Origin of the sequence: Paraburkholderia domus, assembly GCF_905220705.1 — a bacterium.
Taxonomy (GTDB): domain Bacteria; phylum Pseudomonadota; class Gammaproteobacteria; order Burkholderiales; family Burkholderiaceae; genus Paraburkholderia; species Paraburkholderia domus.
In genome coordinates, this window is record NZ_CAJNAT010000022.1 from 29,032 (window position 1) to 54,045 (window position 25,014).

The window sequence follows — 25,014 nt, forward strand, 5'->3', positions numbered from 1 at the left end:
TGCGGTTCAGGAGGGCACTGACGAATTCAGTCTAGTCGGGATTTAATCGGGTGTGTACTGAAGATTTGTCGTCGCGCTTGCTGAAACGGCCTTGCGCGTGAGCTGCAAGGCCGTCTTTCAATAATCGTCGAATCCTGCTCAATCGATGCCGTGAAACACCGCATCGTCCGGACCGAGATAAACGGGCGGGCGCCACGCGGCGTCGCGCATCGAATGCTGGACCAGTTTTTCCACCCCTAGCAGCACCGCGAAAATTGCCATCCGCACCGGAATGCCGTTGTCGGTTTGCCGGAAAATCGCCAGCCGCGGATCGTGATTCAGATCGACGCTCAGATCGTTCGCGCCCGGTCGGCTGTCACGCGGCAGTGGGTGCATGATCAGCGTATCGGCGCCGCATACGCTGTCCATCAGCGCCTGGTTGATCTGGAAATCCGGTGTGTAGCCTTCAAACGACTCGTCGGTGAAGCGCTCTTTCTGGATGCGTGTGGCGTACACCACGTCGGCGCCACGCAGCCCGGCGGTCAGGTCGTGGGTCTGCTCGATCACGTGATCGTTGCGTGAGATCTGCTCGATGATATAGCTCGGCATTTCGAGCATGGGCGGCGAGATCAGTGTGAACTTGATGCCGCGATACAGCGCCAGCAGTTTGACCAGCGAATGCACCGTGCGGCCATATTTCAGGTCGCCGACCAACGCGATATGCGCTCCGTCGACAATCTTGCCCAGCCGCGAGAACTCGCGCTGGATCGTGTACAGATCGAGTAGCGCCTGGCTCGGATGTTCGCCCGGGCCGTCGCCGCCGTTGATCACCGGCACGTTGGTCGCGCGCGCGAATTCGGCCACCGAGCCTTGTTCCGGATGACGGATCACGAGCGCATCCACATAGCCGCTCATCACGCGGCTGGTGTCGTAGATCGACTCGCCCTTGGCCATCGACGAAAATGTGAAGCCGGTGGTGTCGCACACCGAGCCGCCGAGCCGGCAGAATGCCGCGCCGAAGCTCACCCGGGTCCGTGTGCTGGCCTCGAAAAACAGGTTGCCAAGCACCGCGCCTTCGAGCACCCGGGAGATTTTCCGGCGCCGCGCGATCGGCTGCATGATGTCGGCGACGCGAAACAACGCCTCGACCGAGTCGCGCGAGAACTGATCGACCGACAGCAACTGCGGCTTGCCTTCGAACAGCATCTGGCTCGCCAGCGACTGCGAGTCTACGCTTTGCGTATATTTTTCGCCCGGCTCGCCGTGCACCACGATTTCGGACACAAAACGCTCGACGATCTCCGGCATGGCCCGCGATTCCTGCGAGTCGTCCGGCAGCAGCCACGTGTCGAGGGCCCGGCGTGATACGCCGATGCGGCTCGCGAACGTGTCGCGGGTCATGTTCAGGCGACGCATCGCATCGCGTAGGAAGGCTTGTTGTGGGACGCTCATGCGGGCACCTTGTCAGGAGAGGGTTGCGCACTGGTCATGTACGCTGTGCGTATATTAGTTTCCCTGTCATAGAAGTCAAGCGATTTTGCGTGAGTTTTGCAAACCCGCTTTGCAAACCCGCCCCGGACGCGGTTACACTGCGTTTCATGCATCCCGGCCAAACGCTCCGACTCCGTCCGTCAACCACCGCACGTCTCGCTTTTGCGAGCGTCGTGGGTGCACGCGCGAACTTCGCGAGCATTAGCGCCAAAGAAAAAAAACAGCCGCTCATCTGACCGGAGCAGCTGTTCCGTCAGATGTTGCGACGGAACAGCCGGTCAACGCCCGCCTGCGGCATTCCCTGACTTTCCTCCCTCGCACTACTGATCGGAATCGATACGGTCGTCATCGAGGTAAAGACATGTCTATTTTTTCGGGTATCTGGGTTCCGCTCATCACGCCGTTCGCCGACGGCGAAGTGGATCACGCCGCGTTGCGTGCGCTGGTGCGTCGCTATGCCGACGCGGGCATTGCCGGGCTGGTTGCGCTCGGCACGACCGGCGAGCCGGCCGCGCTCGACGCCGCGGAGCAGGACGCCGTGCTGGCAACGATTCTCGACGAAGCGCAAGCCGCTGCCCGCGGCGCAGACGCACAAGCGCTGCCGGTGCTGGTCGGCGTGTCGGGCAATCACACGGCGAGCATGCTCGAGCGTATCGAGCAACTGAACCCACTGCCGATCGCCGGTGTGCTGATGGCCGCGCCGTACTACATCCGGCCTTCGCAAGCCGGCATCGTCGGGCATTTCATGGCGCTTGCCGATGCGAGCGACAAGCCCGTCGTGCTGTACGACATTCCCTATCGAACCGGCGTGCGGCTCGAACTCGACACGCTGCTGACGCTCGCCGCGCATCCACGGATCCAGGCGGTGAAGGATTGCGCCGGATCGCTCGACACCACGCTCGCGCTGATTCGGGACGGCCGCTTGCAGGTGCTGACCGGCGAAGACATCACAATTTTCAACACCTTGTGTCTGGGCGGCAGCGGGGCGATCGCGGCTTCGGCGCATCTGCGGCCAGAGCGCTTCGTCGCGCTGTATCGTGCGCTGTCAGCGGGCCGGCTCGACGAAGGACGGCGCATTTTTCATGAGCTCGCGCCGCTGATCCAGTCGCTGTTTGCCGAACCGAATCCGGCGCCGGTGAAGGCGCTATTGGCTGCGCAAGGCCTGATACGCAACGAGTTGCGCATGCCGATGACGCCTGCCGGCGATGCGCTGGTGGCGCAACTCGGGGAGTTGGAAGGGCTTGATCAGATCGAGCCGCACGCGGGCGCATTGTATTTGAGATGATGCTTCGTGATGCCAGGCGATAATCGGCGCCCTTTGTCCATTATCGCCACCGGCATGTTGTCCGGTTGATGCCGCATGCAGTCAGTCTTGTCCGCCGATCTCCTGTCCCGCTTTAGCACGTTCAGCACGCTGGGCGCGCTCAACACGCCCAGCGTGCTGAACGTGCGTTGTGCCGCCCGTGCGCGGCTTTGCACGTGCCGCATGGCACGCGCCGGGAGCCGCTGATGTCCTCCGTGTTTCGCGCCGGCAGTCAGCTTGCCAGCGGCTCGGTCAGCTTCGTCACACGCCGTACCGCGCTGACCATCGCGGTTGCCACGGCGTTCGGCGCAGCAGCGCTGGCGCTTGCCGCGGGCATCGCGATCGGCGTGCATTGGCCCGCGCACGGCGGCTCCGGCGATCAGGCGGCGAACCGTGTCGAGCACGACTATGCGATTGATCAACTCGGCAAGCTGAACGCGTCTGTGGCGCAGATCGAACCGCGCATCGCGCGCCTGACGATGCAGGTCGGTGCATTGCGCGATTTCGAAGCACGTCTGAATACACCGCGGCCGGCGCCGCGCGCACCGGTCACGCCAGCCATCCCAGCCATCCCAGCCATCCCGGTCACGCCGGGCGGCGCTTCGGAACCCGACATGTCCGCGACAGACGGCGAAGGCGAGGGCGGCCCTTCCTTGCCGCCGCGCCGCTGTACGGATGTCATGCCGCCATCGGCCGGTCATGCGGATGCCGAACGCACCCGGCAACAGCTGGATTGCATCGCCGCGACGCTGTCCGCGCTCGAACAACAAACCGCCGACCACGCGATCGCGTACGCCGCCTTTCCCGGCCGCATGCCGGCCGAGGGTGCGCGTTTCGGCTCGCCGTTCGGCAACCGCACCGATCCGTTCACACATCGTCTGAGTTTCCATCCGGGCATCGACCTGGTCGCCAGAACCGGTACGCCGATTCTGGCGGCAGCGGGCGGCCGGGTGATCTTCGCCGGCGAGAAGTCGGGCTATGGCAACGCAGTCGAAATCGACCACGGCAACGGACTCGTGACACGCTATGGCCACGCGTCGCGTATCGTCGTGCATGTCGGGGATCTGGTGCTGCCGCGCCAGTATGTCGCCGATGTCGGCTCGACCGGCCGCTCCACCGGCCCGCATCTGCATTTCGAAGTGCTGGTGAATGGCGCTCCGGTCGATCCGGCTGCCTACCTCGCGTTATTCGCGCCCACGCCCCATGGTTGAACGACGTTTTTCCCGCGATGCGGGCAGTCTGGCCCACCGCGCCTATACGTTGCAGCCCGCGCGGCCGCTCGCCCTTCGCGTGACGATGTGGGTGCTGGTGTGTGCGCTCGGCGCGGCAGCTGGTGGGGCGGCCGTTGTGGCCTGGCAAGCGCAGCGCGCCGGCACACCGGTTGATCAATGCAGCGCGGCACCGGTCGATGAAGGCAGCGAACAGGCCGAACTCTCCCGTACACGGCTTGCGCTGGCGCAGGAAGCGGCGGCGCGCGCCGCAGTGCAGAAAACCGCGGACGGCGCCGCCGCCGAGGTCGCGCGATTGAACGCCGAATTGCAGTTTCTGCGTGGCCAGAGCAAGACGAAGCCGCCGGCGCCGCGCAGTTGACTGGCCGGCTCGTCGCCCGGATAGCATCACGCGACGAACATGTTCATTTCCAAGAGATACTTATGTTCAGCAAGAAAAAACACGCGGGCATCCAGCAGACCAAGCTCGCCACGCTCATCGCACACGACGTGCGCATCACGGGCGACCTCCTGTTCAGCGACGGCCTGCGCATGGACGGCCACGTGAAGGGCAACGTCAGCGGCGAGGCGGGCACCCAGACACTGTTGGTATTGAGCGACCGCGGCTCGATCGAGGGCAACGTGCATGGCTATGACGTGGTGGTCAACGGCCGGATCGTGGGTGACGTGATCGCCGATCACTTCGTCGAGTTGCAGAGCAATGCCCATGTGACCGGCAACATCTACTACCAGCAGTTGCGGATGGATTGCGGCGCCTCGGTGGACGGCAAGCTGACCAAGCGTGACGCCGCGCAGGCGGCGACGCCGATTCTCGTGTCGGTGGCCGATCCCGCACGCAAGGCCGGCTAACCGGCCGCGCGCTGCGTCAAACCGGCCCCGGCAGCGACTGGCATGGCGCGGCCGCGTCGTGGCCGAGCGCATCGCTGTGCGGCGCCCGCGATTCGCACGGTCCGCGCATTTCGCGAGCTTCGGCGAGGCGCCCCAGCGCGCCGCGGTCGAGCGTGGCGAGCATGTCCCGTTCGACGATCAAATGGTGCAGGGCCAGCACGATCAGGCCGATGGCCAGCAGCAAATCACCTGCAAGCACCACTGCGTAAAGCGCCGAGGTGGTGCGGGGATTACCGTACAGCAGCGTCATGTTGGCGCGGTCGAGCAGCACGAGTACGAGCGGCACGATGGCATTGAGCGTCACGATAACGCTACCCACTGCCACCAGCATCCGTGCCGCGCCGAGTTGCGGACGGCGCCGGCGATACACTTCATACAGCGTCGCCGCGCGGCCCGGCGCGAAAAACAGCGCCAGCAAGCCGGCCCGCGCTACCAGTGGCGCATGCCATGCCAGCATGCTCCCATACAGCAGGCAGAATACGGCGGTGACAACGAGACCGGCGCGCCACGGCGCCGATGCGCCGAACAGATGGCGCGTACCCGACCAGATCAGAATGCGGCTTTGCAACGCCAGCGTCGCGGTGGCCACCAGCAGCAAATCGTTGGGCCAGAACTTATGCAACGCGAAGCATGCAGTGGCTGTTGCAAGCAGGTAAAAGCCGACGGCCCAGAAACGGAAGGCGGTGACCTGCGCAAACATGCGCGAGAGTGCGGTCGTGATAAGGGCGCTGCACAGAAACGTGATCAACCACACCGTCTGGAACGTCGCTACGTCAATTTTCATGAAGTCTCCGGCAGCCAATCTGCCTGTTCCTGCTTATCGGTAAAACGAGGCCACGCAGCGGGGCGCGCCATAATGGACGAGCTGAGTCGCCTGGGTGTACGCGTTTCAATCAGATCTGGATGCTCATGCTGCCACCATTCTTTCGCGGAGGAGGTCGCCGAAGTCGTCGGCGGTGAGCGGCTGGCCTAGCAGGAAGCCTTGCATCTCGTCGCACATCATCGACTTGAGCATGTCGAGTTGCGATTTGGTTTCGACGCCTTCTGCCACCACGTCCATGTCCAGCGAGTGTGCGAGCGCGATGATCGCCGAAACGATCGCGCTGCCTTCCGGTCCGTGCTCGTCGAGTCCGTTGGTGAAAAAGCGGTCGATCTTCAACTGCTTGACGCGAAAGCGTTGCAGGTAGGCGAGGCTGGAATAGCCGGTGCCGAAATCGTCGATGGCGATTTCAAAGCCGCTTGCCTGGAACTCGCGAATCATTTCAATGGTTCTCGGGGCGTCCTGCATCGCGACGGTTTCGGTGATTTCGAACATGATCTGCGCGCATTGCACGCCTTCGGCTGTCACGATCTTGAGCATCGTCGCGACGAGGTTCGGTTGCGACAATTGACGCGGCGACAGATTGATCGCCACTTTCATTGGCGGCAAGCCTTGCTCGACCCAGCGGCGAATCTGCTGGCAAGTTTCGCGCAAGACCCAGTAGCCGATCTGCACGATCTGGCCCGAACGCTCGGCAATCGGAATGAACTCGAGCGGCGCCAGCGAGCCGAGCAGCGGATGATTCAAACGGATCAGCGCTTCGGCACCCGCCAGCGAGTCGCCGCGGCCGTGGAACTTTGGCTGGAAGTGCAGCGAGAAATGGCCGGCGGTGAGCGCTTCGTGCAGTGCACTTTGAATTTGCAAAGTGCGCGTTGCGGCTTCGTTCATGCTTTGGTCGAAGAAGCGATAGGTGCTGCGGCCCGCGCGCTTGGCTTCATACATGGCCGCATCGGCATGTTTCAGCAGCGTGTCGACAGTATCGCCGTCGTAAGGGTAAAGCGCGATGCCGATGCTCGGCATGACCTGCAGCGGTTGCGAATCGGTCCATACGCCCTGGCGCATCCGGTCGAGCACGTTCTCGGCCATCGTGCCGGCGTCTTCGCGTGAAGTCAGGTTCTCGGACAGCACGACGAATTCGTCGCCGCCGAGACGCGCGACGGTGTCGGTTGCCCGCACGCATAGCAGAAGGCGCTGGGCAAACGCGGACAGCACTTCGTCGCCGACCGAGTGGCCGAGCGAATCGTTGATGGTCTTGAAGCCGTCGAGATCCATGAACAGGATGGCGAACAGCGAGCGCTGCCGGTGCGCGCCATGGATCGCGCGTTCGATGCGTTCGGTAAGCGTGCTGCGGTTGGGCAGGCCCGTCAGCGTGTCGATCGTGGCGAGCCGCACGATCTGACCGTTCAGTTTCGACACCGCGCCGGTCAGAAAGCTTGTGCGCGCATCGAAACGCGACAGCAACAGCGTGACGATCAGAATGGCGAACGTGAACAGGATCACCGAGGTGGCGAGCCACTCGGCGTTCACGCCCTTGGCCGCGCCGCACACGGCGCCGGGCGGAAACTCGGCGGCCGCCATGCCGGCGTAATGCATGCCGCTGATCGCGACGCCCATCACCAGCGCCGCGCCGAAACGCTTGCGCACCACGTGGCGTTCATCGTCGTTGCTGAGCGCACGCGCCATCCACAGCGCGGCGGTCGATGCGCCAATCGCGATCGTTACCGAGCCGGCGAACCAAGCCGCGTGATAGTGGATGTCCGGCTCCATTTGCATCGCGGCCATGCCGGTGTAGTGCATGCCGGCGATGCCGAAGCCCATCAGCACGCCGCCGGCCACCAGCCGAACCGGTGTGAGTCGCGCATGGGTAGTCACGACCAGCGCCAGATACGACACACCGATCGCGAGTCCGAGCGAATAAGCGGTCGTCGCGAAGTCGTAGCCGAGTGGAATCGGCAACGAAAAGGCGAGCATCGCGACGAAGTGCATCGACCAGATCCCGACACCGAGCGCCGCGGCGCCGCCCAGACGCCACATGTGCCGCAGACGTGCCGAGGCCAGCAGGAAGATGCGGCCGGTCAGATCGAGCGCCGTGTAAGACGCCAGCGTCGCGACGACGAACGAGATCGCGACCAGCCAAAAATTGTATGAGCTCTGCATGTTAAGTCCAACCGCGAGAGGGAAGCGGCTGAACTTGTTATCGACAGTTGGCGGCGTTTATTTAATTGATTTTCAATATGTTAGCCGTGGGCGTCGAGCATCTCGCGATTGGCCGTGGCTGATGCCAGGGTGAACCCTTCGTCGAGCCAGCCCGTGATGCCGCCGATCATCAATTTGACGGGCCGCCCCAATTGCGCGAGACGCAGTGCGCCGCGTGCGGCGCCGTTGCAGTGTGGGCCCGCGCAGTAGGTGATGAACAGCGTGTCCTGCGGGTACCCGGCGAGCTTCGACGCCACGATCTTGCCGTGCGGCAGGTTCAGCGCGCCCGGCACGTGGCCTTGCGCGAACAGCGCCGGGCTGCGCACGTCGAGCAGCACGAAGCCGGGCGTGCCGCTCGCGAGCGCGGCGCTGACGTCGGAGCAATCGGTTTCGAATTGCAACGATGCCTGGAAGTGGGCGAGGGCGGCGGCGCTATCGGCTGCGGGGATGGCGGTGACGGCGTTGACGGCGTTGGTAGTCGGCATGGCGAGGTTCCGGTAGGACAGTGAGGGTGGTTGCGTGGCGAAGCGATTCATATGGCCTTCATTGTCGCGATGCATCACGCACCGGGTAAGTGGCGTAATCGTCAATCTCCGGTAACATCACGCCATGCACAATCATCTTGTCGTTGCGCTGGCTTATGACCGGCTCTGCACGTTCGAATTCGGCTGCGTGACCGAGCTGTTCGCGCTCGAACGTCCTGAACTCGGTGTGGACTGGTATCGCTTCGCGGTATGCGCGAGCGAACCGGGTCCGATTCGCGCAGCCGGCGGTATCACCGTCGCCGCGCCGTACACGCTCAAGCTGCTCGATCGCGCTGACACGATCGTCATCCCCGGTTGGCGCGATGCGGACGAATTGCCGCCCGAGCCGCTGCTGAAAAAGATTCGCGCCGCCTTTGAGCGCGGCGCGCGCCTCTGTTCGATCTGCTCCGGGGTGTTCGTGCTGGCCGCCGCGGGGGTGCTCGACGGCAAGACCGTCACGACGCACTGGCGCTACGCCGCCAAATTGCAGCAGCGTTATCCGCAATTGCGCGTGCAGCCGGATGCGCTCTATGTCGACGAAGGCCAGATCATCACCTCGGCGGGATCGGCGGCAGGGCTCGACATGCTGCTGCATCTGGTCCGGCGCGATCACGGCAGCGCGGTAGCCAACCGGGTCGCGCAGCGGCTCGTGGTGCCGCCGCATCGCGAGGGCGGCCAGGCGCAGTTCGTGCCGCGGCCCATGCCGCAAGACGAAGGCGGGCGTCTCGCGAAACTGATGGACTGGGTGCGCCGCCATCCCGCGTTGCCGCACACCTTGCGCTCGCTGGCAGAACGGGCGGCGATGAGTCCGCGTACGTTGCAGCGGCAGTTTCACGACGCCACCGGCATGGCGCCCTACGAATGGCTGCTGCGCGAACGCGTGGCGATCGCGCGGGAACTGCTTGAAGCACCAACCCCGTTGCCGATGCCGCGTGTGGCGGAGCTGGCGGGCTTCGGTTCCGAAGAATCGCTGCGACGGCACTTCCGGCGTATCGCGTTGACGAGCCCAGGCGCGTATCGTAAGAAGTTTGGGGTGCAGGCCAGGGTGCAGTCGATCGGGTAGCGGTGCGCCCCTTTCGTCTTGCTGGTCCCGTATGCGCGCACCGTTTCATACCGGCACTTGCCGATGTGCGGGACCCTGTGCGGCGCGTGCGTGACAAGGGGTTTAATGCGCACCGCATGACGCGTCGAATGCGCTTCATGCAAGCCCCCGCTCGTGCTCACGAATCACGGAGCGCCGCGTGCTGGGCGTTGCGGCTGAATCGTACAGCTGGCCGCTCGCTTTGGCGGCCTGCAAGGGTTCGCGCAATCGCCGGTTTTCTGTCAGCATCACGGCCAGCGTCCGTGGCAACCCACGTCAAACGTGCGGCGCATACGGCTTCTTGAAGCGCGTCTTCGAAACGCGTCGTTGCCACCATCCTCTCTTTCTCATGAACGTCAAAACCGCCGTCACCGCTGCTGCCGTTGTCGTCTCTGCTGCTATGGCAGGGCTCATGCCCGCGCTCGTCGCGGCGCAAACGGAAGCTGCCGGTTCGCGCGCCGATCTCTATCGACACAACCTGCTGACGGGCAAGGACGTGCCATGCCGCACGAATGCGTCATGCGCGGCATTGGGCGTCGCCGCGCTCGAAGCCGGGCGCGTCAAGGAAGCGCAAACGCTGGTCGCGATGGAGGCCGCGCTCGCCGAGGCCACCGCCATGCAGGCGGAGGAGGGGAACTCGCCGAAAGCAACCAGCTCGGCGCGGGCCCGCGTGGCGATGGCGCTGGTCCATCAGGGTGATGTGCAGGTGAGGCTGGGCGCGTTGCCGGATGCGCGCGCGTACTACCGGACCGCGGTGAGCCGTGGCAACGACTATCCGAACGACGCGCTGCTCGGCCGTGCCGTAGCGGCCGCTCGTCAACGTCTCGAAGCGATTGCCGGCAAGGCGGTGGTGAACGGCGTGCCACCGAACGGTGCGCGTTTTGCCAGCTATATGTTCTTCGGCGCCTGGAACAGTATCGAGGTGAAACCGGTGAAAGGGCGACGCGACGTCTACCGGATCGACGGCGACTTCGTGTATCCGACCGTTAGCGCCGACGGCCAACCGAGCGCGAATATGGGCAGTCTGTCGGCCTACGTGCGTTTTTACGAGGGCGTGGCGCGCGTGCCGATGAGCGATGACGGCGGCGATGCGCCGCTCGACGCCACCGCGAAGATCACCAACCTCGCGCCTTATGACAAACGCAGGGACAAATGCCTGATCGAGTTCAAGCTTTCCGCGCCGGAGACGCTCGACGTAGAGACGCATGGCTCGCCGACGGAATGCGGTTTCGGCTTCAACGTCACTGCGGACGGGCGCTATTATCTGATGACCGGCTCCTGACGGCCTGCATGCTGCAGGTCGCGCGCCTGTATGCCCGCATGCTTCCCCATCCGCGCCGCGTCTCTTATGATGCAATGGCTGTGCACGTTTAATCGCCGCCTAAGCGTTCCTGCCAACAAAACTCTGATAAGAAAGACGCTCGCCCATGCAAAACCTTCTCGACTATCCGGCACTCGTATTCATCGTTTCCTTCGTTGCAATGTGGCTGTCGGCGCGCATCGGCGCGTCCCTGCTGCGACGCTTCAGAAAGATCGACGAGGGTGCACGTGACGACTTCAGCGTGATTCAGGCCGCCACGCTGACGCTGCTCGCGCTGATCATTGGTTTCACTTTTTCGATGGCGGTAGGCCGCTACGATCAACGCAAGAACTACGAGGAAGAAGAGGCGAATGCGATCGGCACCGAATACGTCCGCGCCGATCTGTTGCCCGCCGCCGATGCGGCGACCGTACGCGGCTTGCTGAAAAACTATCTGGATGAGCGCGTGCTGTTCTATACCACGGGCGACGCCGGCGAGCTCGCCCGGGTCAATGCTGAGACATCGCGGCTGCAGAACGAAATGTGGTCGGCAGTGAAGAACGCCGCTGCCGCGCAGCCCACACCGGTGGCGGCGCTCGCCGTCGCCGGAATGAACGATGTGCTCAATACGCAGGGTTACACGCAGGCCGCATGGTGGAATCGCATCCCCTTTGCGGCATGGACGCTGATGGTGCTGATCGCGGCGTGCGCCAACGTGCTGGTCGGCTACGGCGCGCGCGGTTTGAAAGCGGGAGCCGGATTGTTGCTGATCGTTCCGCTGATCGTGTCGCTGTCGTTCATGCTGGTCGCAGATATAGACAGCCCGCGCGGGGGGGTGATTCGCGTGAAGCCGCTCAATCTCGATGCGCTCGCGGATTCCATCCGTCCGCATTGAACCTGTACTTAACCGGCATTGCATCCGCATTGCATCCGCATTGCATCCGCATTGAACCGCATGAAGGAGAAACCCGTGTCCGATATTGCACAGACCATCGCCAGCTTCAATACCGGCCGCGATCCTGAACGGCTCGCGATGAAATACAAGCTCATGCGCAGCTCGCCGTTCGTGTTTCTGCGTGGCACCTGTCATCTGTTTTACGCGCGTCTGCCGCGCGACAAGGTGCTCGACGATGCACCGCCGGTGTGGATTTGCGGCGATATGCATTTGGAAAATTTCGGCAGCTACCGGGGCGACAACCATCTCATCTATTTCGACAACAACGATTTCGATGAAGCCTGCCTCGCGCCGAGCCTTTACGAACTGGTGCGCCTCCTCACGAGCGTGTTGGTCGGCGCGAGCGATCTCAAGCTGAGCCGCGCAGAGGCACTCGCGCTGTGCCACACGGCGGTCGATTCCTACAGTGCGGCGCTCGCCTTCGGCAAAGCGCGCTGGATTGAAGCGGAGACCTCGACCGGTATGGTGCGCGATCTGTTCGACGCACTGGCGAGCCGCACGCGCGCCGAGTATCTCGACCGGCGCTGCACGCTCAAGGGCAAGACCCGCATGCTGAAGGTGGACGGCAAGAAAGCGCTGGCGGTCAGCGAGAAGGCGCGCGCCGCGGTCACCGAGTTCATGCATCAGTTCGCCGCCGGTCAACCCAATCCAGACTTCTATCGCGTCATCGATGTGGCGCGGCGGATTGCCGGCACCGGCAGCCTGGGTGTGGACCGCTACGCGATCCTCGTCGAAGGCAAAGGCTCGCCGGACGGCAACTATCTGCTCGACCTGAAAGAGGCGCTACCTTCTTCGGTGACGCCGCATGTACGTACGCCGCAGCCGAAGTGGCAGAACGAGGCGCAGCGTGTGGTCGAAGTTCAGCGGCGCAATCAGGCGGTCTCGCAGGCGTTCCTGCATGCGGTCGAATTCAATCAGCGCTCGTATGTGCTGCGCAGCTTGCAGCCTTCGGAAGACCGCGTGACATTGAGCGACTGGGACGGCAAGCTGCCGCGGCTCGAAGAGGTGGTCAACAGCATGGCCCAACTGAGCGCGTGGGGGCAACTGCGCAGCGGCGGCCGGCAGAAGTCGTCGATTGCGGACGAACTGATCGCGTTCGGTAATCGCAAGGATTGGCAATTGCCGTTGATCGATCTTGCGACGCAGTGCGAGGCGCAGGTAGGGGCTGACTGGAAGGCGTATTGCGAGGCTTACGATCGGGGTGAGTTTAATTTGCCGGTGAAGAAGTCTTAACGACAGGTCGCGCTGGGCGCTCAATGAGGTGTCCAGTGCCTGGCATCGCTGGTTCCCTGCCTGTCGGACCACACCGGATAGAAAGAGGGTATTGCCGTTTGCCAGCAGGCCACTGCCGCTTCGACTTGGCAGATTCCCGAAAGGAGCCTGTGTCGACAGGAGCCCGACCTGGACGAGCTTCAATCGGCCTGGTAGCATCGGGTGCGGTGAGGGCGTAGACATACTACGGTCCTGCAGTTCGTTTGATGCCTATATAGATAGATGGTATGGAAAAGAAGCGATCGCGGAGTCGTCGAGAAGCGTTGTGCCCGCCGATTGGGGCGCTGCTGCGCTACCGGGCGCGTATAGTGCGCGTCGTCGCCGAAGCCCGCGGACAACGGGCCATGATCGAATCGCTCGACATCACCGGCCGGCAGTTCGTTAGCACCGTCAAGTGGGACAGTCTGCGTGAGCTCGGCGCTCAACTTTTCTGATCCAGGATAGCCAGCGCTGAGTGGCACCTGTGCGACTGACGCTGCGCGGCCGCGACGGATGACTCGCGGAGACCTCCAGCCAGATTTGGTGACGGCGGGCAGGCTGGCAAGTCCCGGCCGGTTGGCAGGCACACAAGATCTCCATTTTAACGTCAGGGAGTGAACGGGCCGTAGCCCATCTCGAAGTCCGGCTCCGTTATTCCGGATTCTGTGTCAGCGCTTTGCACACTGCCTTTGCTGCCACCAATATTGGCAAAAAGCCTGGCTGACTCTTGGGGGCGCCGCGGCGCAGGGCGACGCGTGGTCGGACTGCGAGGAGTACGCCAGGAAGCCGGTATACTGAATTCGCGATGCATCTTGCATGTCATGATGACGCCGCGTGACGATTCACAACTCAAAAATCCGCCCACACGCCCGACTTTGACGACTGGACACGATGACAATCGAGATGACCGCCGTGGCTTGTCTCGCTCGGCTGTATGCTGCTTGTACTCATCTCAGATACTCTGAACGTTTCCTGAAACCGAGTAGGCGCAATACATGACCGACCAATCCCCCACCATTGAAATTGAAAGTGCGCCGAATCCCCGGTTCGCCGTGATCCTGATGCACGGTCTCGGCGCCGACGCCAACGACTTCGTGTCGCTCGTGCCCGAACTGCGGTTGACCGATGCGCCTGCCGTGCGCTTCGTGTTTCCCAACGCGCCGGAGATTGCCGTTACCGCAAACGACGGCTACGTGATGCGCGCGTGGTATGACATCCGGTCGTTTCAGAGCATTAATGAGAAAGTTGACGAAGCGGGGATCGAATTGTCTTGCGCAACTGTGCGTCAGTTAATCGAAGCGCAGAACCAGCGGGGCATTCCAACATCGAACATCTTTCTCGCGGGTTTTTCGCAAGGCGCGGCGATGACCTATTCAGCGGGACTGACGCACCCTGAGGCACTCGCCGGCTTGATCGTGATGTCAGGATATGTGCCATCGCCGAGCTTTATTGACAGCCGCTTGAGCGCCGCGAACCGCAGTACGCCGATCTTTGCCGCACACGGCTTATACGACGAGGTTTTGCCGATCCAGTTAGGGGAGGCTGCGCGCGACTTTGCGATCACGCGAGGTTGCAAGGTCGACTGGAACGCGTATCCGATGCCGCATTCAGTGTGCGCGGAGGAGATAACGGCGTTGCGCGCTTGGCTCGGTGCGCTCCTCGCAGCATCTTCCTGAAGCGTCCCGCAGTTTTTTTTTGTAGAGCACAAGCGGCTCCGGTGCGTCCGGGCCGACGAAAGTGCGTCTACGCCTTGCGGCGGCCGCCAATCGGGCGTGAGGCAGGGCGCCGGAAGACGATCTTGTCGTCCGGGTTCGCAGGTGAATCGGTCCGCCCGAGTTACGGATTACGCCACGAGACCGAATGTAGCCGTGGATTGAGGCGGGCCAATTTCAACTTAAGCATCTTCCGCCGTCGAGCGTGGCGGCAGGTTGATCACCGCCTTCTATCTCCCGCCTCAACTCCCCCCGTGCACCAGATTCGAGCTTAGCTCTTGTATCTGCGGATACTGGTTTTGACTTTTTTAAAAGTTCGTCCAGATCCTCCGGCTTCATCCCCATTTCGCTTCACCGCAATCAAAGCGGCCACGCTAGCTCAATCGAAGCTACGCCAGAAGAAACTAACTAGATCGTACAAATTCGTATAAACCCTGAAAGACATCGGCGGGCGTTTGAACGACACTTCGGGCTGGTTTGCAAATCCAGGCGCAACCCAGTGCTCACCCCTCTTCGCATTTGCACCGGCACGCTGAGCCGGCTAGCTCTGCACACCTTAGATTGCCGGGGCGATTACTGGTGTTAGAGATTGAGAAAAGATTTTACAAAGGAGCAGCAATGAAAAAGGCACTAGCAGCCTCGGCCGTTGGGTTGGTCGCCCTCGGCGCGCACGCTCAAACCAGCGTGACGTTGTACGGTATCGTCGATACGGGGATCGGCTATCAAAGCAGCCAGACGTCGCTCGGTTCAACGACTGGCGGCCGCTCGGTCGTCAAGATGATCAACGGCATCTGGGCGGGCAGCCGTTTCGGCCTGAAGGGTGCTGAGGATCTGGGTGGCGGCACAAAGGCGATCTTCCAGTTGGAAGAAGGCTTTAACAGTGCAACCGGCGCGCAATCCGTCTCCGGTCTGGCGTTCAACCGCCAGGCCTATGTCGGCTTGGCCAATGCCACTTACGGTTCGTTCACCGCTGGCCGCCAGTACACGTCGTACTACTCGCTGCTGTCGCCCTATAGCCCGACCACGTGGCTGACCGGCGCGTACGGCGCACACCCGGGCGATATCGATTCGCTGGATACGCTGTACCGCGCGAATAACTCGCTGGTGTACACGTCGCCGAACATGTACGGCCTGACGGTGAGCGGTTCGTATTCGGTGGGCGGCGTGGCGGGCAGCACCAATGCCGGCTCGACGATTAGCGGGGCGATCCAGTATCTGCACGGTCCGTTCGGGATCGCCGCAGGCTACCAGCGCATCAATAACGCGGCGCCGGGCGGCGGTGCGTGGGATCCGAACTCCACGACGTCGAATAACGGCGCACAGGCGGGTGTGTCGGGCATCAATAACGGCTACCAGACGGCGCAGGCGCAACAGCGGGTCGCAGTGACGGGTGGTTATGCGTTCAGCTCGCAATGGGACGTCTCGTTCTCATATTCGAACGTGCAATACATCCCGGGTATCAACTCGTTCTTCCACGGCGAGGCGATCTTCAACACGGCTGGCGCAGTGCTGCACTTCAAGCCGCTGTCGGCGCTGGACCTGGCGGCCGGCTATAGCTATACCCGCGCAACAGAGTCGAATGGCATTTCGAGCGCGGCCAGCTATCAGCAATTCAACCTCTCGCAGTACTACAGTCTTTCCAAGCGCACCGGCCTGTACGCGCTGGAAGCCTATCAGCGTGCGGGTGGCCAGACGCTCGGGACGAACGGCAAGAGCATCATCAACGCAACGGCGAATATCGGTGACGGTCAGAACAGCGCACCGTCCTCGTCACGCAGCCAGGTTGCTGTGGGTGTGGGCATCATCACGCGGTTCTAACCGGGCAGGATGGCGGTGGCGGCGTAGCGTTAACTCCGCCACCGCAATTCGCTTCCGATATGCGATGGTCGGACTATCGCTACCGTAGCCGGCAACGTAATCTAATAAGGATAACTACGCGTGAGCCGGAGAAGCCAACTACTCCCGTCAACTTGACAGAGCCGTTTCAAGTCATCCCTCTTGTCACAGTAGTGCAGATAGCCGAGGGTTTATCCTGGATCAGGAGGCTTGAACAACGGACCATCGACCTGGTAGCTGCAGTATCGATGGGTTTCAGGTGTCATTGACGTCCACCGGACGAGTCAATCGAGGGGAACGGTGAGCCGGTCGATCACCGCCTGCGTCTGAGGTCGCACGCCGCGCCACCACGAGAACGCTTCGGCAGCTTGTTCGACGAGCATTCCGACACCGTCCGCTATACCTAGCACACCCGCGTTGCGTGCGAGGCGCAAAAAAGGCGTTAGGCGCTTGCCGTAGGCGAGCTCATAAGCTGCTCCCGTCGGGCCGAATACGCCCGGTGGTACTGGCGGGAGTTCGCCGGTGAGGCTCGCCGACGTTGCGTTGATCACCAGGTCAAAGCGCCCCATCGCCTCGAGGTCGCCATACCCGCATGCGACGAGAGAATCCCCTGTCGCGACTTGTGCGGCCAGCGCCTTGACCTTCGCGACATCCCGGTTTGCAACGACGAGTTCAGCGGGACGCGCCGCGATGAATGGCAGCAATGCGCCGCGCACCGCGCCCCCCGCACCGAGAAGCAGCACGCGCTTGCCGGCCATCGGCAGTTTCAGATTGACTTCGATGTCCCGTACGAGACCAACGCCATCGAAATTCTCGGCAATGATCCGGCCGTTCCTGAAGCTCAGCGCATTCGCCGCCCCAGCCAGCGCCGCCCGCTCACTGCGTTCGTCGGCCATCGCGAACGCCTTCAGCTTGAAGGGCGCAGTCACGTTCATGCCTTTGCCGCCTCCGGCGATAAACGACCGGACGGTCTCAGCGAAAGCGTCGTGCGGCTCCAACGGTCCTTCGATTGCCGTGTACGACATGTCTTGCTGCGACTCTTCAGCAAACAACCGGTGAATCAACGGCGATTTCGTATGGCCGATCGGATTGCCGATCACTGCGTACTGGTCGCTCATGACGGCCTCACTTTCGAATACAACACGCCGTCGGTCTGCATGGCGTCTATCTCGGCCGCATCAAAGCCAAGTGACGCTGCCACTTCCGCATTGTGCTGACCGAGGTCCGGCCCGACTTCGCGGATGGTCGTGTCACAGTCGGAAAAGCGGAATGGCAGATTCGGCAGGCGCAACGTTCCGAAGCGCGGGTGTTGCTGCTCGACCACCATGCCGCGCGCGATGATCTGCGGGTCGGCAAGCACCTCGTCGATGCGCTGCACTTTCGCGCAAGGCACGTCGATGCTGTCGAGCAGTTCCAGCACCGCAGCGACTGGTCGTCCGGCAACCCAGGGCTTCACTACCGAAAGAATCTCCAGACGATTGGCATTGCGCCCGTTCGACGTATGGAATCGCGTATCCGCACCGAAACCGGCAGGTCCGCCATGCATCTCGACGAGCGCCGCGAAGCGCTTCCACGCATCGTCGACTTGTGCGGCGATCACCAGGTCACCATCCGCGGCACGGAACACGCCATAGAGCGTTGACGTAGGCATGTCGTGACCGGTCTGCTCAGGGACGATGCCTTGCATCGTGTAGCACTGCACCGCGTATTCGTGCATCGATACCAGCGTGTCGTACAACGCCATGTCGATGTGCTGTCCACGACCGCTCTTTACGCGACCCAGCAGCGCGGCATTGACCGCCGCCACCGCATGAATACCGGTGTACATGTCACCGAGTGAGATGCGCATCAACGGCGGCGGCTCTCCGGGATTGCCAATCATCTGCATGATCCCGCTCTTCGCCTCTGCAATCAGGCCGAAACCGGCACGGTGCGCGTCCGGTCCCGTGTGGCCGTAGGCGGAGATAGAGCAGTAGACGAGACCCGGATTGCGCGCCGACAGTTCGTCGTAGCCGAGCCCGAGTTTGGTCAGCGCGCCCGGCCGGTAGTTTTCGACGAAGACATCCGCCGAGTCGCACAGGCGCTGCATGAACTCCTTCCCACGCGGGTCGCGCATGTTGACGCTGACGCCGCGCTTGCCCATGTTCAGTTGCAGAAAATAAGCGCTTTGCTCATCGTCGAGCACGGTGGCGTGCTGACGTCCTGCGTCGCCGGTGCCTGGACGTTCAACTTTGATAACTTCGGCGCCAAGCGCGGCGAGACAGCGCCCGACATATGGACCAGCGAGAAAATGGCTGTAGTCGACGACGCGGATACCCTCAAGAGGACGTGCTTGCATCAGAATGCTCCCGGTCGGCGCGGCACCATCAGACGGTGCTCACCATGCTGGACGACCTGGCTGTCCTGATTGATCAACTCCGACGGCAGCACGACAATGCCCCAGTCCGGACGGCTTTTGCTTGCCCGCATCGTGCCCACACGGAATTTCACGTGCAGTACGTCGTTCACCTTGATCGGCAGATTGAAGTCCCACGTCCAGCCGAGCGACATGCCCGGCAGAAAACGGTATTCGCTTTGAGTCTTGAGTCCATCGGCAATGGACAAACCGAACAGGCCGTGAGCGACGATCGATCCGAAGTGGCTCGCGTTCGCGTATTCCTCATCGACGTGGACAGGCGTGTGATCGCCAGTGAGGTCGGCGTAGGCCAGAATGCGTTCTTTGGTGACCGTATAGGTGGGGCTCACGCACTCGTCACCTTCGCGGGCGTCATCCCAGTATTTATCGACGATCGTCATCTCAACCCTCCGCGCGCGGGTTGATGTCCAGTGCGCGTGCCACGCACGAGGCGGGTTTTGCCTGGATCAGTTCGACGGCGAGGCCGTCCGGCAAACGCAACCAGTTGCGTCCTTGCGGCATCTCGGTGACGTCGTACCGTTGCGCGGCGACGAGCGCGGCTTCCATGTCTTCGCACATAATCCCAAGGTGGTCGAGCCGACCCTCTGGCGCGTCGTGGTTTGGGTTATGGATGAATTGCAGACCACCGAGCGTCCAGTACTGCCGGGGCTCATTGATGGTGCCGTCGACCTCGCGCATCGTCATGCCGAGCACGTCTTCGAAAAAGCGGATGTGCCACTGGATGTCCTTCACCCAGATGGCCACGTGCTCCAGATAGGCCTTGCTACCGTTCATGGGGTTGTCTCCTTTGTCGACCAAAGTTCGTGCTTTAGTGCTTACTCTGGTTCCATGCAAGATGTTGTGTGTTGTCGGTCGCCCATGGCACGCTCGATGCCCTTGATACAGGCGACCAGCGTCGCGTTGACCGGGGTTGGCACGCCGTGCCGTTGTCCCCAGCGCACGACCGCGCCGTTGATAAAGTCGATTTCGGTAATGGATCCCTTTTCGAGGCTTTGCAGCATCGAAGTCTTGAAGGCCGACGAAAGTCCTTCGCCGGCGAGCGTCCACGCGCGTTCAGGATCGACTGCGGAAAGGGCCACGCCCGCGGCCTCGGCGACCGCCATCGCTTCGGCGACCGCTGCGAGTGCGGCCGCCTTCAAAAGCGGTTCGTCGTAAAGCTGGCCGTATGTGAGTCCGGTTGTGCCGGTCAGCGCGCCGGTCGCGACATTGACCAGCAGCTTGTCCCACATCGTGCCGACGATATTGGCGCTGACTGTCGTGTCTAATCCGGAGGCATTGAACGTTTCGGCGATCGCATTCACGCGGGAGGTAATGCGGCCGTCCAGTTCGCCAATGTGGGTCGCTTTGCCGGCCACGCCAGACTCGATGTGCCCCGGATTGCGCATCACGCCGCCGACGTAAGTCTTGCCAGCCAGTACCCGCTCACGCCCCACGACATCGGCAAGAACATCTTCGTGCCCGAGGCCGTTCTGCAATGACAGGACGAGCGTTTCGGGCCCAACTAATTCCAGTGCGCCGCGCATCGCAGCATCGGTATCAAATGACTTGACCAGCACGACGACCAGATCGACGATGCCGGCTTCAGCAGCCGACGTCGTGGCGTGCACTTTCACGCGACGGGAGCCATTCGTATCGTCTACCTGTAGACCATCACGCCTCATCGCCTCAACGTGAGCCGCCGAGCGGTTCAGCAACCAGACCTCGTTGCCGCCTTCGGTCAGCGCCGCGCCAATCGCACAGCCCAGTGCACCCGCACCTAGAATCGCGATCTTCACTGCCGTCTCCTTAACATGGAGATCAAGATACAAGTCGAGGATCATGCCGGCAATGCAATGAATTCAATGGTGTCATTGCCTGAAGCAATATCGCGGCTGCATTCTCGGTGGTTCCTTCTTGAACTGAAGTTCAAGATACGAGGGGACGTTCATTCTCGCAATGCTATGATCGCAATGACGTCATTGCGTTGAACAATAGTCCTATGAGCTCAACAGAACTCCCCGATCTGAAGCTGCTGCAGTTATTCGATCTCCTTTACGATGTCCGCAGCGTCACCCGTGTGGCCGAGCAACTCGGACAGAGCCAGCCGACGATCAGCATCTGGCTGGGGCGTTTGCGGGAGCATTTGCAGGATCCACTGTTCATACGAACGCCGGCTGGCATGGCGCCGACGCCACAGGCCGATGCACTGATCGGCCCTTGCCGGGAAATTCTGGAGTCACTGCGGCGCTTTGCAGCGTGGGAAATTGCGTTCGATCCCGCCACGGCGAAACGGCGTTTCCGTATCTGCATGACCGACGCCAGTCACATCACGCTGCTACCGCGAATGTTGGCGCACGTGCGCGCGCAGGCACCGGGCATACGCCTGGAAGCGGCGCGTATCGACGGCAACACCGAACGGGCACTGGAATCCGGCGAGGCTGACCTGGCAATTGGTCACGTGCCCTGGCTTGGCGGTGGGATTTATCAACAGCAGCTATACCTGCAGGATTGGGTCTGTTTGACGAATCGTCATCATCCGCGGCTGAAGACCAAACTCGGATTGAAGCAGTACCGCGCCGAGGGACATGTCGCGATCACTGCGGGGACGGGCGCGCAACTGCTTGAACAGGCGCTGGTGCGCGAGCATATCGAACGCGACGTTGTGCTGGAGTTGCCCGGATTTCTCGGACTCGGCGCTATCATCAAAAGCACCGACCTGGTTGCGACGCTGCCTCGACACATTGGCGAGACCTTAGCAAAGGTCAATGATCTGGCAGTGCACCCTTGCCCGGTTCCTGTGGACGGGTTCGCGGTTCGGCAGCACTGGCATGCCAGATACCATCATGAGGCGGGAAACCGTTGGCTGCGTAGTCTGGTCGTGCAGTTGTTCTGCAGTGCGGGTTGACCACGGATCGCCCGAAGTCACATTAGCGTGACAACGCCCTGTGGGGTGGTCATTGGCTGGTTCCTCTGATTGCGTAAGGTAGTGGGTATTCACGCACATCGATGGCAGTCCACGTTGCCTTCGCCCATAACGACGGCCAGTTCAAGCTACCGTTCTGCCCAGATCGTTTGCCAGCAGCGCCGCCTGCGCATGAGAGATCGCTTTAAATCGTTGGACAGCGCCAACAGCCTGTTGAATCCAGGTTCAGGCAATACCTCAATGCACCACGCATCGCGGTGCCGCGCATGCCGGCAAGTTCTCCAGACAAACCCTGATTGCTGCAGCGAATCTCGCACTGCTATCGTTCGCTGGTCGTTGTGGAAGCGCTTCCACTTCGACTTTGAGGCAGCTTCCACATCGAGTTTCGCCGTACCCGGTTCAACGACCTCAGCGCAGGAGAATCCGTGGCAAACGACGCTTCCGCTGTATCCGACGCAATATCCCGCGACCTCGCCGCACTCGCCGATCCCTTCACCCCGCCCGCGGACTCCACGCTATGGCGCAAAAACTTCCTGCTTGGCGCCGCCACGGCTTCGTATCAGATCGAAGGCGCGGTGGATGAAGACGGCCGCCTGCCGTCGATCTGGGACACCTTCTCGGCGACGCCCGGCAAGGTGCTGGCCGGCGACACCGGCGCCGTTGCCTGCGATCACTATCATCGATGGGAAGCGGACGTCGATATGCTGGTCTCGCTCGGTCTCGAAGGCTACCGGCTCTCGATCGCATGGCCACGTGTGATGGACGCTGCAGGCGTGCCCAATCGCAAAGGGCTCGATTTCTACAAGCGGCTCCTGAACCGCCTGAAAGAGAAGGGCATCACGACTTTCGTGACGCTCTATCACTGGGACCTGCCGCAGCATCTGGAAGATCGCGGCGGCTGGCTCAATCGCGATACCGCTTACCGGTTCGCCGACTACGCCGACCTGATGAGCCGCGAACTGGCCGGCACAGTCGATGCATGGGCGACGCTCAACGAGCCGTGGTGCTCAGCGTATCTCGGCTATGGCAATGGGCATCACGCGCCAGGCCTCGCCGATGGACGCTTTGCGACACAGGCAATGCATCATCTGCTGCTCGCGCATGGTCTCGCGGTGCCGGTATTGCGCGCCAACGACCCGGCCTCGCTGAAAGGTATCGTCGCCAACTTCGGTCGCGGCACGGCCAATAGCGACAGCGCTGCGGATCAGCGTGCGGCACATCTGTTCGAAGTCCAGCACAACGCGTGGATTCTCGATCCATTGCTCAAGGGTGCGTATCCGCAAGACCTGTTCGAATTGTGGCCGGGTACAGAGCCGCTGGTGCTCGACGGCGACATGCAAACCATTTCCGCGCCGCTCGATTTCCTCGGCATCAACTATTACTTCCGCACCAGCGTCGCGAGCGACGGCGCGCATGGAATCCGGGAAGTGCCGCTTGAAGGTGTCGAGCGCACGCAGATGGGCTGGGAGGTGTACCCCGACGGCTTACGCGATCTGCTGACCGGGTTCAACAGCACGTATCGCAATCTGCCGCCGATCTACATCACCGAAAACGGCATGGCCTCGGATGATAAGGTGATCGATGGCCACGTCGACGATACGCAGCGCATCTCGTTCCTCAAGCGGCATCTCGCGGCGGTCGATCAGGCGATCAAGGCCGGCGTGGATATTCGTGGCTATTTTCTGTGGTCGCTGATGGATAACTTTGAGTGGGCATTTGGTTATGAGCGTCGCTTTGGTGTCGTACATGTCGACTACAGTACGCAGAAGCGTACGGTCAAACGCAGTGCGGAATTGGTGGCGAAGTTTTTGAAGGAGCGTAAGGCGCAGGTCTGAAAGCAGGTGAAGCTGGTTTGCATGTCGACTTGAAACACGGGAGACGGAATGAACAGCAGAAAAATGGTCTTGCGAGGCGTGGTTGCGGCACTGGCGTTGTATGGCGTCGTCGCGCATGCGGAACCCCTGAAGGCCAACGTGATTCACTGGTGGACCTCCGGCGGCGAATCCGCCGCGATCCGCCAGTTCGCCGATGCGTATAACAAGGCCGGTGGCCTGTGGGTCGACAACGCGGTGGCCGGCGCCGATCAGGCGCGCTCCACCGCGATCAACCGGATCGTCGGCGGCGATCCACCCACCGCCGCGCAATTCAATACCTCCAAGCAGTTTCACGACCTGATCGACCAGGGCCTGCTGAACAACGTCGACGACGTCGCCGCGAAAGAAAACTGGAACGGCGTGTTCCCGCAATCGATCCTCGACAGCATCAAGGTGAAAGGCCATTACTACGCCGCGCCGGTCGATATTCACATGCCGGCCTGGTTCTTCTATTCGAAGCCAGTGTTCCAGAAGGCCGGCATTGCCGGCGAGCCAAAGAGCTACGACGAATTTCTCGCCGATCTCACCAAACTGAAAGCTGCAGGTGTGATCCCGCTCGCGCTCGGTGGTCAGCCGTGGCAGGAAAAGATCACGTTCGACGCGGTATTTGCCGACGTCGGCGGTCCTGATCTTTATCTGAAGGTGTACCGCGATCGCGACCAGAACGCGGTCAAGTCGGATGCGTTCAAGAAGGTGCTCGCATCGTTCAAGCGCTTGCATGACTTCGTCGATCCCGGCTCGCCTGGCCGCAACTGGAACGATGCCACCGCGCTGGTAATTTCCGGCAAAGCCGGTGTACAGATCATGGGCGACTGGGCCAAGGGCGAATTCTCGGCGGCCAACCAGATTGCGGGCAAGGACTTCGGCTGCTTCCCTGGCTTCGGTCCGCACTCGCCGTATCTGGTCGCGGGCGACGTATTCGTGTTTCCGAAAACCGACAACGCCAATGCGATCAAGGCGCAGAATCTGCTTGCCACGGTGATGACGTCGCCGGCCGCGCAAGTCGCATTCAGCGCGAAGAAAGGTTCGATTCCGATTCGTCCCGATGTGGACGCCAGCAGTCTCGACATCTGCGCGAAGGAGGGCATTGCGATCATGAAGGACAAGTCGCGTCAGTTGCCGAATCCGGAAATGCTGCTCTCGCCCGACACGCAGGGCGCGTTGATCGACGTCATCACGAACTTCTGGAACAAGAACCAGTCGGTCGACGATGCGCAGAAGGCATTTGCCAGTGCGTTGAAGAGCTAGGCGCTCGCC

At 61.9% G+C, this 25,014-nt stretch carries 21 protein-coding genes and 1 pseudogene; 13 read left to right on the forward strand and 9 right to left on the reverse strand.

Annotated elements, in window-relative coordinates; translation table 11 throughout:
- Window positions 1–138 precede the first annotated feature (138 nt).
- Complete coding sequence (locus KHO31_RS28140; RefSeq protein ID WP_201083276.1) at window positions 139–1,431, reverse strand: aspartate carbamoyltransferase; 1,293 nt, start codon at window positions 1,429–1,431, stop codon at window positions 139–141.
- A 400-nt stretch (window positions 1,432–1,831) separates the two neighbouring features.
- Here KHO31_RS28140 and dapA point away from each other — a divergent pair, with 400 nt between their 5' ends.
- From dapA to KHO31_RS28160, 4 genes are all read left to right on the forward strand, one after another.
- Window positions 1,832–2,755, forward strand: a complete 924-nt coding sequence (gene dapA, locus KHO31_RS28145) for a 4-hydroxy-tetrahydrodipicolinate synthase (protein ID WP_201083274.1) — start codon at window positions 1,832–1,834, stop codon at window positions 2,753–2,755.
- Between the two features lie 224 nt (window positions 2,756–2,979).
- Window positions 2,980–3,984 (forward strand): M23 family metallopeptidase, encoded by a 1,005-nt coding sequence (locus tag KHO31_RS28150; RefSeq protein ID WP_201083272.1) that lies wholly within the window; start codon window positions 2,980–2,982, stop codon window positions 3,982–3,984.
- Complete coding sequence (locus tag KHO31_RS28155) at window positions 3,977–4,363, forward strand: hypothetical protein (RefSeq protein WP_201083270.1); 387 nt, start codon at window positions 3,977–3,979, stop codon at window positions 4,361–4,363. Before KHO31_RS28150 ends, KHO31_RS28155 begins: the two co-directional genes overlap by 8 nt.
- A 62-nt stretch (window positions 4,364–4,425) precedes the next feature.
- Window positions 4,426–4,851, forward strand: a complete 426-nt coding sequence (locus tag KHO31_RS28160; protein ID WP_201122049.1) for a bactofilin family protein — start codon at window positions 4,426–4,428, stop codon at window positions 4,849–4,851.
- Between the two features lie 16 nt (window positions 4,852–4,867).
- On the opposite strand, the gene KHO31_RS28165 is transcribed toward KHO31_RS28160, so the two are convergent.
- From KHO31_RS28165 to KHO31_RS28175, 3 genes and pseudogenes are all read right to left on the reverse strand, one after another.
- Complete coding sequence (locus KHO31_RS28165; protein ID WP_201122047.1) at window positions 4,868–5,674, reverse strand: hypothetical protein; 807 nt, start codon at window positions 5,672–5,674, stop codon at window positions 4,868–4,870.
- A gap of 123 nt (window positions 5,675–5,797) precedes the next feature.
- Window positions 5,798–7,873, reverse strand: a pseudogene (locus tag KHO31_RS28170) (putative bifunctional diguanylate cyclase/phosphodiesterase); the annotation flags it as partial.
- A gap of 74 nt (window positions 7,874–7,947) precedes the next feature.
- Window positions 7,948–8,391 carry a rhodanese-like domain-containing protein gene (locus KHO31_RS28175; RefSeq protein WP_201083262.1) on the reverse strand — a complete coding sequence of 148 codons (444 nt, stop codon included), beginning with the start codon at window positions 8,389–8,391 and terminating at the stop codon, window positions 7,948–7,950.
- A gap of 124 nt (window positions 8,392–8,515) precedes the next feature.
- On the opposite strand from KHO31_RS28175, the gene ftrA reads away from it, so the two are divergent.
- The 6 genes from ftrA to KHO31_RS28210 all read left to right on the forward strand — a co-directional run bounded on the left by ftrA (window position 8,516) and on the right by KHO31_RS28210 (window position 16,547).
- Entirely contained in the window at window positions 8,516–9,493 is a 978-nt protein-coding gene (ftrA, locus tag KHO31_RS28180; protein WP_201083260.1) for a transcriptional regulator FtrA, read from the forward strand.
- A 367-nt stretch (window positions 9,494–9,860) separates the two neighbouring features.
- Window positions 9,861–10,793, forward strand: coding sequence for a hypothetical protein (locus KHO31_RS28185; RefSeq protein ID WP_201083258.1), 933 nt, complete (start codon window positions 9,861–9,863; stop codon window positions 10,791–10,793).
- A 145-nt stretch (window positions 10,794–10,938) separates the two neighbouring features.
- Complete coding sequence (locus KHO31_RS28190) at window positions 10,939–11,706, forward strand: bestrophin-like domain (RefSeq protein ID WP_201108651.1); 768 nt, start codon at window positions 10,939–10,941, stop codon at window positions 11,704–11,706.
- A 75-nt stretch (window positions 11,707–11,781) separates the two neighbouring features.
- Entirely contained in the window at window positions 11,782–12,999 is a 1,218-nt protein-coding gene (locus KHO31_RS28195) for a DUF2252 domain-containing protein (RefSeq protein ID WP_211624602.1), read from the forward strand.
- A gap of 1,013 nt (window positions 13,000–14,012) precedes the next feature.
- A complete protein-coding gene (locus KHO31_RS28205; RefSeq protein WP_201083250.1) occupies window positions 14,013–14,693 on the forward strand; it encodes an alpha/beta hydrolase in 681 nt (226 codons plus the stop codon).
- 654 nt (window positions 14,694–15,347) lie between these two features.
- Window positions 15,348–16,547 (forward strand): porin, encoded by a 1,200-nt coding sequence (locus tag KHO31_RS28210; protein ID WP_211624604.1) that lies wholly within the window; start codon window positions 15,348–15,350, stop codon window positions 16,545–16,547.
- A gap of 302 nt (window positions 16,548–16,849) precedes the next feature.
- Here the strand turns inward: KHO31_RS28210 and aroE are convergent, their stop codons facing one another.
- Genes aroE through KHO31_RS28235 form a run of 5 tightly spaced genes read right to left on the reverse strand, consistent with a single transcriptional unit; the run spans window position 16,850 to window position 20,756 of the window.
- On the reverse strand, window positions 16,850–17,683 hold the full coding sequence (gene aroE, locus KHO31_RS28215) for a shikimate dehydrogenase (RefSeq protein WP_201080796.1): 834 nt from the start codon (window positions 17,681–17,683) through the stop codon (window positions 16,850–16,852).
- Window positions 17,680–18,903 carry a CaiB/BaiF CoA transferase family protein gene (locus KHO31_RS28220; protein ID WP_201080798.1) on the reverse strand — a complete coding sequence of 408 codons (1,224 nt, stop codon included), beginning with the start codon at window positions 18,901–18,903 and terminating at the stop codon, window positions 17,680–17,682. Before KHO31_RS28220 ends, aroE begins: the two co-directional genes overlap by 4 nt.
- Window positions 18,903–19,361: a MaoC family dehydratase gene (locus KHO31_RS28225; protein ID WP_201141001.1), complete on the reverse strand. Its 459-nt coding sequence runs from the start codon at window positions 19,359–19,361 to the stop codon at window positions 18,903–18,905. Before KHO31_RS28225 ends, KHO31_RS28220 begins: the two co-directional genes overlap by 1 nt.
- A gap of 1 nt (window position 19,362) precedes the next feature.
- Complete coding sequence (locus tag KHO31_RS28230) at window positions 19,363–19,755, reverse strand: VOC family protein (protein ID WP_201141037.1); 393 nt, start codon at window positions 19,753–19,755, stop codon at window positions 19,363–19,365.
- Between the two features lie 41 nt (window positions 19,756–19,796).
- Window positions 19,797–20,756: a ketopantoate reductase family protein gene (locus tag KHO31_RS28235; RefSeq protein ID WP_211624606.1), complete on the reverse strand. Its 960-nt coding sequence runs from the start codon at window positions 20,754–20,756 to the stop codon at window positions 19,797–19,799.
- Between the two features lie 203 nt (window positions 20,757–20,959).
- Between KHO31_RS28235 and KHO31_RS28240 the strand changes: the two genes are divergently transcribed.
- The 3 genes from KHO31_RS28240 (at window position 20,960) to KHO31_RS28250 (ending at window position 25,005) form a co-directional block, all read left to right on the forward strand.
- A complete protein-coding gene (locus KHO31_RS28240; protein WP_201080802.1) occupies window positions 20,960–21,865 on the forward strand; it encodes a LysR family transcriptional regulator in 906 nt (301 codons plus the stop codon).
- A 443-nt stretch (window positions 21,866–22,308) separates the two neighbouring features.
- The gene (locus KHO31_RS28245; protein WP_201080804.1) at window positions 22,309–23,718 is read left to right on the forward strand and encodes a GH1 family beta-glucosidase; all 1,410 of its coding nucleotides are present in this window, start codon (window positions 22,309–22,311) and stop codon (window positions 23,716–23,718) included.
- A 48-nt stretch (window positions 23,719–23,766) separates the two neighbouring features.
- On the forward strand, window positions 23,767–25,005 hold the full coding sequence (locus tag KHO31_RS28250; RefSeq protein WP_201080806.1) for an ABC transporter substrate-binding protein: 1,239 nt from the start codon (window positions 23,767–23,769) through the stop codon (window positions 25,003–25,005).
- Window positions 25,006–25,014: the final 9 nt, after the last annotated feature.